9 protein-coding genes are annotated in these 14,357 nt (G+C 68.9%); 7 read left to right on the top strand and 2 right to left on the bottom strand.

Annotation, left to right across the window (positions count from 1 at the left end; genetic code table 11):
- Nucleotides 1-3: 3 nt before the first annotated feature.
- The 3 genes from ACZ7CD_RS08060 (at nucleotide 4) to ACZ7CD_RS08050 (ending at nucleotide 3,535) form a co-directional block, all read left to right on the top strand.
- Complete coding sequence (locus ACZ7CD_RS08060) at nucleotides 4-1,767, top strand: carbamoyltransferase family protein (RefSeq protein ID WP_458432338.1); 1,764 nt, start codon at nucleotides 4-6, stop codon at nucleotides 1,765-1,767.
- 62 nt (nucleotides 1,768-1,829) lie between these two features.
- A complete protein-coding gene (locus ACZ7CD_RS08055; RefSeq protein ID WP_360383537.1) occupies nucleotides 1,830-2,072 on the top strand; it encodes a phosphopantetheine-binding protein in 243 nt (80 codons plus the stop codon).
- The gene (locus ACZ7CD_RS08050) at nucleotides 2,069-3,535 is read left to right on the top strand and encodes a condensation domain-containing protein (protein WP_470378596.1); all 1,467 of its coding nucleotides are present in this window, start codon (nucleotides 2,069-2,071) and stop codon (nucleotides 3,533-3,535) included. Before ACZ7CD_RS08055 ends, ACZ7CD_RS08050 begins: the two co-directional genes overlap by 4 nt.
- A gap of 1 nt (nucleotide 3,536) precedes the next feature.
- Here the strand turns inward: ACZ7CD_RS08050 and ACZ7CD_RS08045 are convergent, their stop codons facing one another.
- Both ACZ7CD_RS08045 and ACZ7CD_RS08040 read right to left on the bottom strand, forming a co-directional pair.
- Nucleotides 3,537-4,229, bottom strand: a complete 693-nt coding sequence (locus tag ACZ7CD_RS08045; protein ID WP_470378595.1) for an LmbU family transcriptional regulator — start codon at nucleotides 4,227-4,229, stop codon at nucleotides 3,537-3,539.
- A 14-nt stretch (nucleotides 4,230-4,243) separates the two neighbouring features.
- Nucleotides 4,244-4,579, bottom strand: coding sequence for a hydroxyisourate hydrolase (locus ACZ7CD_RS08040; RefSeq protein ID WP_360383546.1), 336 nt, complete (start codon nucleotides 4,577-4,579; stop codon nucleotides 4,244-4,246).
- Nucleotides 4,580-5,124: 545 nt separating this feature from the next.
- Between ACZ7CD_RS08040 and ACZ7CD_RS08035 the strand changes: the two genes are divergently transcribed.
- From ACZ7CD_RS08035 to ACZ7CD_RS08020, 4 genes are all read left to right on the top strand, one after another.
- On the top strand, nucleotides 5,125-6,723 hold the full coding sequence (locus ACZ7CD_RS08035; RefSeq protein WP_470378594.1) for an HAL/PAL/TAL family ammonia-lyase: 1,599 nt from the start codon (nucleotides 5,125-5,127) through the stop codon (nucleotides 6,721-6,723).
- A 517-nt stretch (nucleotides 6,724-7,240) separates the two neighbouring features.
- Entirely contained in the window at nucleotides 7,241-8,917 is a 1,677-nt protein-coding gene (locus tag ACZ7CD_RS08030) for a DUF2397 domain-containing protein (RefSeq protein ID WP_470378593.1), read from the top strand.
- On the top strand, nucleotides 8,914-10,143 hold the full coding sequence (locus ACZ7CD_RS08025) for a TIGR02678 family protein (RefSeq protein WP_470378592.1): 1,230 nt from the start codon (nucleotides 8,914-8,916) through the stop codon (nucleotides 10,141-10,143). Before ACZ7CD_RS08030 ends, ACZ7CD_RS08025 begins: the two co-directional genes overlap by 4 nt.
- A gap of 24 nt (nucleotides 10,144-10,167) precedes the next feature.
- Nucleotides 10,168-14,355, top strand: a complete 4,188-nt coding sequence (locus ACZ7CD_RS08020; RefSeq protein WP_470378591.1) for a TIGR02680 family protein — start codon at nucleotides 10,168-10,170, stop codon at nucleotides 14,353-14,355.
- Nucleotides 14,356-14,357: the final 2 nt, after the last annotated feature.

Below are 14,357 nucleotides of genomic sequence, written 5' to 3'. Positions count from 1 at the left end.
ATCGTGCCATATGTCCTGGGAGTCAGTGGGCTGGGCCAGAGCCAGCCGTACATGCGGCAGTCGTTTCCGGGGCTGGGCGAGCGCGTGTACCGGCTCGCCCAGGGGGCGGACTCGGCAGCGGCTCTCGTCACCGAGGACGGCATCGTGGCCGCCGCGGCCGAGGAGCGTTTCGTGCGGCGCAAGGGAACCGGGGAGTTCCCACGGGCCGCGATCGAGTACGTGCTCGACGCGGCGGGCATCTCTCCGCGTGACGTGAGCGCGGTCGCGCACAACTTCGACTTCGGCCGGTACCAGACGTACTTCGAATCCGAAGGCGCGATCGAGGAATACCAGAACGTGTACGCGCCGGAGGTCATCCAGCGCGACCTGTTCGCGGCATTTCCCAGGGACCTCTGGAGCGACGACCTGAAGGTCATCCCCGTCTTGCACCACCAGGCCCACGCCGCCAGCGCGTTGCACTGTTCCGGCTTCGACTCCGCCGATGTCCTCGTCGCCGACGGGGTGGGCGAGTTCGAGAGCACCTCGCTGTACACCGGCGGACCGCGGGGACTGCGGCTGCGCGGCCAGGTGGGCGGGCTGCACTCCATCGGACTCGTCTACGGGCTGGTCACCATGCACCTGGGCTTCTGGATGAACTTCGACGAGTACAAGGTCATGGGACTGGCGCCCTACGGGGACCGGCGGCGACTCCGTTCGGCGTTCGACACCCTCGTGCTCCGCCACGACGACGGCCGCTACAGCACGCCACTGACATACCTGAACGAAACACCGCAGGAGCGCTTCACCTACCAGAAGTCACGGGACCACCTCGCCTCGGTCCTCGGCCCGCCACGGGAACCGGGAGCGAGCCTCGATCAGCACCACCTCGACATCGCCGCCGCGCTGCAGGCCGTGACGGAGGAGACCGTCGTCGGTTTCCTCGCGGCGCACCAGGACGAGCAGTCGAGCGAGAACCTGTGCCTGGCCGGCGGCGTGGCCCTGAACTGCGTCGTCAACCAGGCCATTCGCAAGAGCGGGAGGTACCGGCGGCAGTTCGTCCAACCGGCGGCCGGCGACGACGGAACGGCGCTGGGTGCGGCGCTGGCGGTGGTCGAGGAGGGCACCGAGGCGCCCCGTAGACGAGTTCGCCCGCGCATCGGGCTGCCCTACCTCGGTCCGGCTTTCACCTCGGAGCGCATCCAGACCGCGGTGGAACGCGCCGGCCTGCGCTGGCGACGGCTCGAAGTCGACGACCTCGTCGGTGAGGCCGCCGCGCTCCTGAACGACGGAAAGGTCGTCGCGCTCTTCCAGGGCCGGATGGAGTACGGCCCGCGCGCGCTGGGCAACCGCAGCATCCTCGCCGATCCGCGAACCGTCGAGATGAGGGACCGGATCAACTCGATGGTCAAGCAACGGGAGGAGTTCCGGCCGCTCGCCCCGGCGGTCCTGGTCGAGTACGCGAAGCAGTGCTTCGAGATCGACGATCCCGAGGAGTACCTGTGGATGATCGAGACCGTCGATGTCCGTGAGGAGTGGCGTTCAAGCCTCGGGGCGGTGACGCACGTCGACGGCACCGCCCGGGTCCAGGTGGTGCGACACGAGGACAACGAGCTCTACTGGCGGTTGATCGACGCCTTCCGTGCGGTCACCGGTATCCCGGTCCTGCTCAACACGTCGTTCAACTCGCGGGGGGAGCCGATCGTCTGCTCACCCGAGGACGCGGTCGCGACGTTCTCCCGGATCGACATCGACGCGATGGTCATGGGCGACCTCCTGGTGTCGCGGTAGGAGGGCGGGCGGATCCGTGGATCCCCGTGGCCAAGGCACATCTCGGACCTCAGGAGGCACCCGTGCGAACCATCGATGAAACCCAGGAGCTGATCTCGAGCATCTGGGTCGAGCTCCTCGGCCTTGACGCGCCGCCTGACCGCTCGGCGCACTTCTTCACCATCGGCGGCGACTCGATCCTGTGCGTGCGCTTCGTGGCCATCGCGTGCACCCGGGGTGTCGAACTCACCATCCGCGACGTGCTGGAGGACGACGAACTCGAGTCCCTCGCGGCACGAGCACGTCCGGCGAAGGAGCGATCGTGAACAGCCGGGGCCGCGACACCATCTCCGAGTCCGTCCGCGCGACGCTCTGCGCGGCAGCCGAGGCCAGCGAGGCGTTCGAGGTTCCGGACCACCGATGGGCGCGGATACCCGCGCTGGGCCTGGTCTCTCCGGCGGATCGCCGACGGCTGCCGGCCGGCGCTGAGGACGCCTTCCCGATGAGCGAACAACAGGCCGCGATGGCCACCCGGATGCTCATGGCCGCAGCACTCCGAGACCGCGGCGCAGTCGGTGTCCCGGCCTACCACAACGTCGCGACCTCACATCTGACCGTGCCTCGCGTGGACCCCGCGGCCTTCGAGGAGGCCGGGCGCGGCCTGGTGCGGGAGCACGAGATGTTCCGGTCGCTGCTGGACCTGGACCGCTACTCACGCCCGATGCAGGTCGTGCTGGACCACGTCGACCGGCCACTGGTGACGGTGCACGACCTTCGCGGGCTCCCCCACGGTGAGCAGCAACACCGGTTGGCCGAGTTCGCCGATGCCGAGAACGCGCGGACCATCGACCTGACGGATCCGCCCCTCGTCACGATCACGGTCCACCTCCTGAGCGATACGGCGATCACCCTGACCCTGACCGAGCCGCACGCGATCGCCGACGGGTGGAGCACCCACCTGAACCTGGTGGAGTTCCTGGACCGCTACGTCGCGGAGCTCACCGGGCGGCCACCCGAGCGGCCGGCGTCGTCCGGCGCGAACGACTCGCCCCGCTTCAGACTCCGCGAGCACAGCGCGCAGCAGCTCTTCCAGTCACTCACGGTCGCCGACTCGCAGTGGTGGAGCCAGTACCTCTGCGGACTGGAACCACGGCCGAGTGCCGAGTCCACTCGCGACCGCCACACGTGGCAGGACTCGGTGGAGATCGTGGGCAGGGAGAACCGGATGCTGAGCCGGCTCGCGGCGAGCTCTTCCGGGGTGAAGGCCGTGCTCCTCGCCATCCACCTGGAGGCGCTGGCACGACTGGCCGGCGAGCGGAGGATTCTCACCGGCGTCCCCGTCAACACCCGGCTCGCGGTACCGAACGGCGTGGACGCGCGGGGGATGTTCCTCAACGTCGCCCCGCTGCGAGTCGACGTCCCGGCACCGGGCAGGGAGGCCGTCGCCCTGGCGCACCGGCAGCTGATGCAGGTCACCATGCGCGGCCGGACTCCGCTGGCCCAGCTGGCCCGCACCATCGGCCGGGCGGTGGTTCCCGATTCCTTGTTCGGTTTCAACAGCTTCCACAGCATCGCCGGTGTCGCGCAACGGCTCGACCTGGACACGCTGGAGGCGTTCGACGACTGGTCCCACACGGACTTCCCGTTCGAGGCCAGCTTCAACCGGAGCGAAGAGGTGGGTGAGCACATCCGCGTTCTGCTCTACTCCGAAGCCTCTTCACATACGCGCGCCGACGCGACAGCGGCGTACCGCGACGCCATTGCGCGGTTCGCCCGGATCGAGGAGTGAGTCAGCCGGCTCCGGCGGCTCGCGTCGCCGGAGCCGGTTCTCGCGAAGCGAACGCCAAGGTCGCGCGAGCTGCCTGCTCAAGCATCTGTTGTGCCCACGTGCCAACGGACAGCTGGGACCTGCTGGCCGCCTCCGTGATCATGGCAAGCTGATCGTCGGTGACATCCAGCTGCAGTTTCGGTGCCACGCCGACGTCTTCACGCCCGGCGTCCGTGGTCACCCCGGCCGCGACACCTCGGTCAGCGAGGTCCTCGCCGCGCGTGGAGAGGCTGGCGCGCACCTCGCGCCGCAGGTCGTTCCTCGACCAGCCGAACAACTCCGCCTTCCGAAGCCAGTAGTCCTGCTCCGGCCCGGGGAGACCGGCGACCGCGGCGTGGTGCTCGAAGCTCAACCCGGCCCTCCGCCTCGTGTGCGCGAACTTCCTGGCGACCCACGCGTAGTTGCGCAACGTCTTGTAGTCGAGCGCGGTCTGCTCGACGGCACTGCGGTAACGCCCGGTGAAGCGGGTTTCGCCGTAGATCAGCCAGTCACCCAGGCACCACGCCGAGTTGCTCGCGACCTCGGCCAGCCTCTGGCCGATCCCCAGCCAGTTGTCGAAGGGCATTCCGCTTTCGAGGCGCAGTCCCGGCGAAGGCAGCGTGGCGGCGCCGGCCGTGGTGGTGTCCGCGGGCAGGGGCGGGAACTGCGATGGCACTCCTGACTTGACTTTCATTGCCCATCCTCGCTGAATATGAAGCAGTTAGCGGGAGTCACCAGCAGCGTGATCCGGTGAACACGGTCACGGTTGGTCGTGAAGCTCACCCCGATCGCCGAGTTGCGGGGCGCGTACCCGAGCGTGTTGAAGTATTCGCCGAGGTCGAATTCCAGCCGATACGCTCCCCGCGGCAGTGAAAGCTCCCGCAAGCTCAGGACCTGCCCGCTTTCGTCCGCTCGACCAGTCCACCGCCGCACTGACCCACCATCGGACTGTCGGCTGAGGCTGACCGCGAGTCCGGCGGCCGGCCTTCCGTAGATGCCGTCGATGACCCGGACAGAGACGCTCATGACAAGACTCGACCCTCCTCGTGACCACAAGTCGAGAGCCGGCCCTCGCGGACATCCGACTCACACGTCCGACCATGGAAGGCGCCGGTCCTGCTCCGCTCTCACGGCGCTCCTGCCGGGCCCCTCCCGGGTCAGTACGCGGAGACCGCGCCAGTAGTGGCGTGAGAGCGACGTCCGACAACGTGGCCGCATGCCCAACCGCCCACAGCTGTCCGTGGTGATCCCCACGACCGCCTGGCGATCCGCTACTGCTACCAGGAGGACCAGGGGTACCGGCCGGCCAAGGCGCGGAACACGGGCGCGGCACCGCGGACCTTCCGGCCGGGGCACGCGTGGCGGTCTTCGGCAGCGGTGCGAGCGTGCCCGGCCCGCCAACAGCTTCGACCGGGTCGTGATCACGTCCCGCCTGTCGCGGCTGTGGCCGCGGTGGGGCGGGTTCATCCGAGCCGAGGCCTCGCGGATCGGCGCCGGTGTCCACCACCCCGCGGCTCTCGACCGCGAAGCCCGCACAACCGTTTCGTCGTAGTACCCCAATTCGGCGTGGCATGCACGAAAGGCTGACAATGATTACCATCACCGGGCACAGTCTCACCATCCACGACGTGGCACGGGTGGCGATCAACCGGGAGACGGTCGAACTCGACGAGCAGGCACTTCAGAGGGCACGTGAGGCGCACGAGCGAATCACCGAGTGGGGCATGGACCAGCGCCCGATGTACGGCGTGAACACCGGTTTCGGCGAGATGGCGCACGTGACGGTGCCCGCCCGCTACATGAGTGAGCTGCAGGTCAACCTGCTCCGCGGGTGCGCTGCCGGCGGCAGCGAGGTGTTCGACGAGCCCGAGGCCCGCGCGATCCTGCTCGCCCGGCTCAACTGCCTCGCACGGGGCTATTCGGGCGTTTCGACGGAAACCCTGTCGCTGATGGCGGATCTGCTCAACCACGGCATCACCCCGGTGATCCCCAAACAGGGCTCCCTCGGCGCCAGTGGCGACCTCTCCCCCTTGAGCCACATGGGACTCCCGCTGATCGGCGAGGGAGAGGTCTTCTTCGGCGGAGAACGCGTGCCCAGCATGGACGCGTTGCAGGCCAAGGGTCTCAAGCCCGTGGTGCTGGGATACAAAGAAGGTCTCGCGCTCAACAACGGGACCTCGGCCATGACCGGGGTCGCGTCGATCGCGCTCCTGGAAGCCCAGGAGCTGCTGGAGAGCGCCGTGCTCCTCGCCAGCGTCGTGATCCAGTGCCTGCGCGGCTCCGCGGCGGCCTACGACGCGCTCGGGCACGAGCTGAAAGGCCATCCCGGTCAGATCCAGGTCGCCGAGCGGCTGCGGTCGCTGCTGGCCGGCAGCAGGCTCACCCACAGGCACGCGGAGCTGATGACGGCCATCGAGCAGCAGACCGGTGACAACGACGCGGTCACCGACACCGGGATCTACATCCAGAACGCCTACTCGCTGCGCTGCGTGCCGCAGATCCTCGGCCCGGTCGTGGAGACCATCGCGTTCTGCCGCGGCATCGTCGAACGCGAGCTCAACTCGTGCAACGACAACCCGCTCGTGTTCGCGAGCGCGGACACCTCGTTCCACGGCGGCAACTTCCACGGCCAGTACGTGGCGATGGCGTGTGACTACCTCGCCATCGCGCTGACGGAGATCGGCGTGCTGGCCGAGCGCCAGATCAACCGCCTCGTCGACCCGGCGACCAGTGGCACGCTGCCGGACTTCCTCGCACTGACCGACAGCGGACTGTCGTTCGGCCTGATGGGCGCCCAGTTCCTCGCCACCAGCGTCGCCTCGGAGAACCTCGACCTCGCGGCCCCGTCGTCGGTGAAGACCATCCCGTCGAACGGCCAGAACCAGGACGTGGTCAGCATGGGCCTCAACGCCGCGCGCCGGTGCCTGCAGCTGTCCGCCAACGTCTCGACGATCCTCGGGGTGCTGGGCGCGGCGTGTTACCAGTCGGCGCACATCCTCGGCGCGGAGCAGCTCAGCGAGCCGGGCCGGCTGTGGTTCGCGCACACCTCGCAGACCGTCAGGCCGCACGACGAGACGATCCCGGTGAGCACGATGCTGTCCGGCGCGCGCAGCAGCCTCCTCAGCCAGGAGGGCGCCGAGCTGGCGCACAAGTACGTCAACCTCGCGTGACGAGAAACCGTGCCGGGACGCCGCCTTCAAGCATCGCGGGCACCGAGCAGTTCGCACGCCGCTCTCTCGTCACCGCTCGAACCCTGCGCGTGCCGAAACTACGTCCATTCAGGTCAAGCCGTATGGCGATACTTGTGGATGACTCCACCGAGGCGGTCTCGTCGCCATACCGCGAAGTGTTCGATCCGATCAGCTCCAAGGGTTGAAGTCGGGCTCGCAAGGGTGCTGCGGCGGCGAGGGACCGGTGCGTGCAGTGCTGCTCGTACGCTTGCAGCGCGTGCCGGGGGTGGGCCCTCGTCCGGATCAGTGTGCGGTCGAGGAGTTCGCCGCGCAGTGTCTTGACCCAGCGTTCCATGACCGCGTTCATGCGGCACACCCGAACGCCGGTCAAGTTCGTCGCGATCTCGGCACCGCTGCAGGATGTCGTTGATCAGTGCGGGGTACTTGCTATCACGACGGATGAAAAACCTGACTCGTGCGAGGCTCTGCTGCTGACGGCAGCAGCGGCAGCAGATGAATGGGTCGAGCTCAGCGGATGTCACCGGCGACACGTGGCATCAGTTCACTAACGGGTGAAAAGTTTGCGTTCTCCGAACGAGCGGATCCGCCACAGGGTTGTGTTACGAGACCTGCGCGCGAAGCGATGTTCTTTTCGAGGAGGGCGCGCGTGCTGCGAGTTGACGATGAAGGTGCAGAAGAACCCGCAGGTCGGGAGAAGTTGTTCGTCTACCTGACCACCTCTTTGGCTTTCGAGTACCGATCGATCATGAACATCTTCACCGGTCCCCTGCTGGCCGATCTGTCTGCGGCGGAGGTGGCACAGCAGCTTGCCGAGCGCGGCGTGGTGCTGTCCGTGGATGAGGTGACCGACCGTTGCGAGAAGCTCGAAGGTTGGGGCAACCTCGTTCGCGGCGTGCGCGATGCCCGCGTGCCCACGGTCCGGGACTTCCTCAGGTCGCGCAGCCGCTTCCAGGCCTCAAAACTGGGCGGCAGAGTGCACCGGGACGCCGAGGCGGTCCTCGCCGCCGGCGACGGTGCGCAGGAGGTGGCACGCGAACTGCTCGGCGCCACCGTCCTCGTCCTCGACCGCATCATCGCGCGCATCAGCGAGCCTGAACCGGATGCCGAGGCACTGGCCGGCGACGTGACCACCGTATTCAACAACCAGCGGTTGTTCAACGAAAGCGTTCGCGACTTCTACGCCTACCTCAACGCGGTGCTCTCCCGCTACGACCTGGCCGGTGAGGAGTACCGGCACTTCAAGGAGCTGCTGCTCGACTACGTCGACCTGATCACGGCCGACGTGTCGCGCCACGCCCCGGTCATCGCCACGCGCTGCGACCGGCTCCGCCCGCTGTTCGGCCGGGTCGTGCAGGTGCTGGACAGCCTGCCGACGCTGATCACGCCCGACGGCACGCCGGCCGACCGGTTGCCCGGTCGACACCACGAGGACTGGGAACGCCTGCACGCCTGGTACCACGAGACGGACGGGCGATCGGGGCCGGAGACGCTGCGCGCGGCGGCGGACCAGGCGCTGCGCCAGCTGCTGACCAACGCCAGGCGGATGCTCGCGGCGGCGGGCACGGGCGTCAGCAGGCGAGCGGACCTGCTCACGTTGGCGTCCTGGTTCGCCGAGGCAGATGACGACACCGCTCATTGGCTCTACGCGGCGACGTTCGGTTCCTACCCAGCCCGACACCTGTTCTTCGGGCCTGAAGAGCAGGGCATCCGGGACGGGGTGAACACCTCGTGGTGGGACTCCACGCCCATCGACGTGCCGATCAGTCTGCGTGATCGTGGCGACCGCGCGGCGCGCGGACGGACCTCGTCCGTGCCGGATCCCGGACTGGACCAGGAGCAGCTCCTGCGCGAGGCGGAGGTCGAGGCGAGGACTCGGCGGGTCGCCGCCGACGAACTGGTCGCCGCTGGTGCGCTGGACGGCACCAGGATCAGCCCTGCAGCCAGGGAACTGCTGCTCGCGTTGCTGGGAGCGCTGCTCGCCAAGAACCAGGACCACACCGATGTCGCCTTCGAGGCCGACACCGACCTGGACCTGGAGGTCGTCGCCGAACCCGCACCGGGCGCCCGGACCCTGGTCCGCTCCGAGGACGGAGATCTGGTGGTGCACGAGCTCCGCTTGGTCGCGCGGAGGTACGCCACTGGCGGCACAGGTCGAGCCGGGAGAACTGCGTGAGCACGGGAACAACCGGCACCGAGGAGCACACGGCGCACGAACGCAGGCTCGCCGCGAGGGCGCTGTTGATGCAGCCGGTGCTCACCGCCGCGCGCCACCCCGAGCAGCTGGCTCTCGTGCGCAAGCACTCACCGCAGCTCAAGCGCATGTTCAGCACGGTGCTCGGATACCAACTCGTGGTCGAATCGACCTTCGCACGGCTGCTCAAGGCACCGCTGAGCGTCGACACCGTTCCCCGGCCCGCACTCACGCGCAACGACAAGCGGTTCACCGCCCGCACGTACTCCTACCTCGCGCTGGTGTGTGCGAGCGTGCTGGCGCCGCACACCAGCGACCAAGTGCTCATGAGCGCGTTGGTCGAGCAGGTCCGCGCGGACGCGGTGACGGCAGGGATAGCGCTGGACGACGACTTCGGTGCGTCGCGTGATCTAGTTCGGGCGGTGGACTTGCTGGTCGACTGGGGCGTGCTCACGGAGACCGACGGCTCCGTGGCGAGGTGGGATGCTCGACAAGAAGAAGCTCTGCTCGACGTCCACCGCCCCCTGCTCCCCCATCTCCTGTCCAGGGCGCTGTCCGGGTTCGACTCACCGGTCGCTCTGCTCGGCGGCGCGCAGTTTGACCCGCTGGAGCCGGAACAGCCGCGGCGCAGCCTCCGACGCAAGCTGGTGGAGAACCCGCTGGTACGCCGCGAGGACCTCACCGAAGCCGAGCGGGACGTGCTGTCCCGCGAGCGGCGGGAGGTGGCCCGCGTGCTCGACGAGTCGTTCGGCCTCGTCCTCGAAGCGCGATCTGAGGGCCTCCTCGTCCACGACCCCGACGAGGTGGTCAGCGACGTCGCGTTCCCGGGCTCCGGGACCGTCGCGCATGCGGCACTCCTCCTGGTGAACGCCCTCAACGACGAGCTCAGACCGGCGGCGGGAGACACGGCGACCGTCGCGGGTCGAGCTGTGCCTGGTGTCCGCGTCCCGTGGAGTGCTGTCGAAGCGAACATCGACCTCATCATCGAGCAGTACGGCAGCGCCTTCGCGAAGGGCTACGTTGAGAAACCGTCATCGCTTATGCAGGAAGTGGTGCAGCTGCTGGAATCGGTGAGCATCGTGGTCGGCGACGAGGACGGGCTGGTCCTGCACCCCGCCTCCGCTCGATACCGACCGGAGCCCCACCGCGCCCCGGCGCGTACGCGCGCGATGCGCAGGATCGGCGACCAGCCGACGTTGTTCGGTTGAGCCGCCCGAATCGATGGAGATCACGTGACGGAGTCGCCCGACGCGGAGACCTTGGCCCCCGCGCAGCCCAAGCACCACCCGAATCGCTGGCGGCTGGCCCGAGCGGGCATCGTCAACGTCTGGCACTACTACGACACGGTCTTCCGGTTCACCGGCGGACGCATGATCCTGCGCGGGACGAACGGTTCGGGGAAGAGCCGCGCACTGGAGATGCTGCTGCCGTTCCTGCTGGACGCCGATCGACGCAAGATGGACGCCACGGGATCGGGCAAGGTCCGTCTGGAGGACCTGATGCGCCACGGCGCGCAAGGGCAGACCAACCGCCTCGGCTACCTCTGGCTGGAACTGTGCCGCGACATCGACGGAGCGGAGGAGCACCTGACCGTCGGAGCGCTCGTGCGCTTCTCCACCAGCACCAGCGAGGCCAAGGCGTGGTACTTCACCACGCCGCTGCGGGTCGGCGTCGACCTGCACCTGATGGACGAGCGGCGCCAGCCGTTGTCCCGCGAGCACCTGATACAGGGCATCGGCGCGGACCGGATCACCGACAAGCCCGACACCCATCGCGAGCGGATCGCGTCCCAGGTCTTCAGCCTGACGGGAACGAGTGGCAAGGAGCGGTACGCGGGTCTCCTCCAGTTGCTGCACACCTTGCGCGCCCCGGACATGGGCAACCGCATCGACGAGGGCAACCTGCCCAAGATCCTGTCCGACGCCCTGCCCCCGCTGTCGGAGGTGACGTTGCGCGAAGCGGGTGAACGCCTGGACGCCCTGGCCGACTCCAGGGAGGAGCAACGACGATTGCTGTCGGCGGTCGAGCAGATCGACGCCTTCCTCGACATCTACCGGAGATACACGTCGGGCGCGTTGTTCGCCACGGCGGAGAAAACACGCGAGGCAGCGTCCGAAGCGACTCGACTCGCGAAGGAACACGACACCACCGTCCACAGGCACGCCGAACTCGTCGCCCGACACACGACCACGTGCGGCGAACTCGCCACCGCCAGTGAGCGCGAGGAGACGCTGCAATCCGTCATCGAAGGCATCAAGGAACTGCCCGCGTACCGAGCCGGTCTCGACATCCGGATTCTCGGCAGGAGCGTCGCGGCTCTGGCCAGTGCCGCCACCACGGCCTTGAAGGCGGCACACGATCGCCGCGAGGACGAAGCGGGGGCGGTGCGCTCGGCGGACACAGCGGCCGAAGGCGTTCACGCTGAGGTCGAACTGGCCGACGCGGAGCTGTCCCGAGTCCGCGCAGCACTGGCCACGGCACGGCTGCCGACCACGGCACTACCGGTAGCAGTCCAGGCGTCCGTCGAACCTTCATCGGGTGGCAGCGAGGCGGTCCGGGTCTCGCTGGACGGCGCGGTGACCGAGGTCGAACGGCCGACGCCCTGCCGGCTCGTGGTCACTCCGGATGAACTGGACGAGGTCGTGCTGGTGGTTCGCGAAACCGGCCGATCCGCGGACCGGCGGGCCGGTGAGGCTGCCCGGCGCGAACAAGACGCCACCGCCCTCGACGCCCGCGGGCGCGAAGTCACACAGGCGGTGCAGCACGCGGAGGAACTCGACAGCCGCGCGACCGATGACGCCGAGCGTGCTCAGGACGCGGCGGACGACCGCGACGGAACCGCGAGGACGTTGGCCAGCGAGTGGAGGACGTGGACCTCAGGCGAGCAGAGCCGGAAGCTCCTCGGTGACGTTTCCTGGCGGGAGACCGCGGTGGGGCCGCTCCTGATCGACGCCGACGCGCTGGTGGGCGAGCGCTCGGACGACGATCTCGCTCCCCTGGACCACGTTGCGACCGACGCCGCCGTGCCCGCACGTGCCGCTGTAGCCGACCGGCTCGCCGAGCTGAAGCAGGAGCAACGAGCTGACGACAACGTTGCTCGCGAGCTGCGGTTGGAGCAGTCGGAGCTGCGCGCGCAGCGTGACCCGGAACCGCCCGTCGCACCATGGGTGCGCGGCACGCCCGTCGGCGGGGTGCCCCTGTGGCGGCTGGTCGAGTTCTCCGCCGAGCTGGCAGACCACGACCGAGCCGGTGTCGAGGCCGCGCTGATGTCAGCGGGGATGTTGTCCGCCTCGGTCGGCGGTGACAGTTCGGTGCGAGCCGACAACGGTCAAGTCCTGCTGACCTCTGAAGCCGCAGTCGCTGCCCGTTCCCTCGAGGGCGTGCTCCGGCCCGACCCGGCCGGGCTGCTGCCCGAGCGGACCGTCAAGTCGGTCCTTTCCAGGATCGGGTTGGGGCCTGGGCACCACGTGTGGGTCGACGTGGACGGGAGTTGGGCCGCAGGCCCGCTGCGCGGCAAGCACCGGGTCGACCACCCGCGCTTCATCGGCGCCGTCGCACGGGCACGGGCCCGGGACGAGCGACTCGAAGCGATCGCCGCGGACCTCGAGGAACTGTCCCGTCGAGCGGGCGGACGCGACGACGAGCGGAAGCGGTTGAGCCAGGTCACCCAGGACCTGGACCGGCACGTGCGCACCGCGCCACGAACGAACGACCTGCTGCGGGCTCGGAGCATCGCGCGTTCCGCGGCGGCGGAGGCCGGCAGGTCGCAGGTCGCGGCAGCTACGGCGCACCAGACCGCCCGACTCAAGCAAGAGCAATGGGCGGCTGATCGCCGTGGTCACGAGGAGAGCTGCGCCCGATTGGGGCTCCCGGCCGACCGGGCGCAGCTCGACGAGGTCAAGGTGGGCGCGAGCCGCGCCAGGCACACGTGCGACCGTCTCGCCGATCGGCTCGACTCGGTCCGGCGACGCCGCCATGAGCACCAGGGTGCGGTGGGAGCCGTCGGCAACGCCTCGGCGCTACGTCGGGAGGCCGAGTCAGCCGGCCAGGAATCGTGGTCGGAGTGGCACGGCGAACACGAGAAGTTCGTCGCCCTCCGCGACTCGTTGGGGGCCGAAGCCGACAAGGTGACCGCACAGTTGGAGGCCGCCGAAGCCGAGCACAAGCGGGTACGTGCGTCGGTCGGCACTCTGTCCAGTGAGGAACGCCGCTTGGACAAGGAGGCCGACAAGGCGAAGGAACTCGTGACGGCCACGAAAGCCCGAGCCGACGAAGCCGTCGTGCGCACCCGTGAAGCGCTGCAACGGCTCACGGTTCAGGTGGCCCTCCCTGGCATCGCGGATGCCGCTGCGGGGACCGCGGCTGCGGATCTGCTCGCGCTGTGCACGTCATCAGGTGCGCCGGATGGCACGGGTGTGGAGCGGCTCGTCACCGCTGTGCAGCAGGTGCTGGACCGCAAGGGACCGGCGGTCGACGAGAACGGCCTGATGCGGTCGCTGCGGGCGGTCGGCGGCAATCTCGCCAACACGTTCGACCTCACCCCGACCGCCGACGAAGGCATGTGGTTGGTGGACCTCACCGACGCGGTGGGGCGACAGCCAGTGGCCGTCGCAGCGGCGCGGCTGCGCGAGCAAGCCGCTGGCGCCGCAGCGGCGCTGACCGACCGCGAGCACCGCGTGTTCACCGACTTCGTCATCGGTGGGGTGGGTGAGGAACTCCGGCGCAGGCTGATCCAGGCAGAAGACCTGGTGCGCGCGATGAACACCAGCCTCACGAACATCCGGACGAGCCATGGGATCGGCGTGCGGCTGCGGTGGGAGCTGGTCGAGCCCGAGGACAGTCCCATCGGCCGCATCCGCGAGCTCGTCGCTGCCAGCGTGGCCGTGCGTCCGTCCGAGCACACGGACGAGCTCATCCGACTCCTCAAGGACCGCGTTGACGAGCGGTTCGAGGCCGATGCCAACGCGGGGTACGGGGAGCACCTGCGCGCGGCGCTGGACTACCGGCAGTGGCACCGTGTGGAGGTGTCGATCACCGGCCCGGAGCCCCGGCAGGTCCGCAAGATCAGCCGACGGGCGAAGCTCTCCCAGGGCGAGACCCGCTTCGTCTCCTACGTCGCGCTCTTCGCCGCCGCGGACGCATACCTGTCCGGCCTGCCCGACACCGGTAGCGCGTTGCGCCTGATCCTGCTCGACGACGCGTTCGCCAAGGTCGACGACCGGACCATCGCCGAGTTGATGGGCCTGCTGGTGCGCATGGATGTCGACTTCTGCATGACCGGCCACGCGCTGTGGGGCGCCTACCCGCAGGTGCCCAGCGTCGACGTCTACGAGATCCGCCGGGCCGAGGGAACCGCGGCAGCCGCCACCCACGTGCACTGGGACGGCCACAACCGGCACTACCTGCGATCGACGGGCTGAGC

This window comes from Lentzea sp. NPDC036949, from assembly GCF_055608075.1.
The sequence above is the reverse complement of the archived record's forward strand: the minus strand, read 5'-3'. Positions and strand labels throughout refer to the sequence as shown.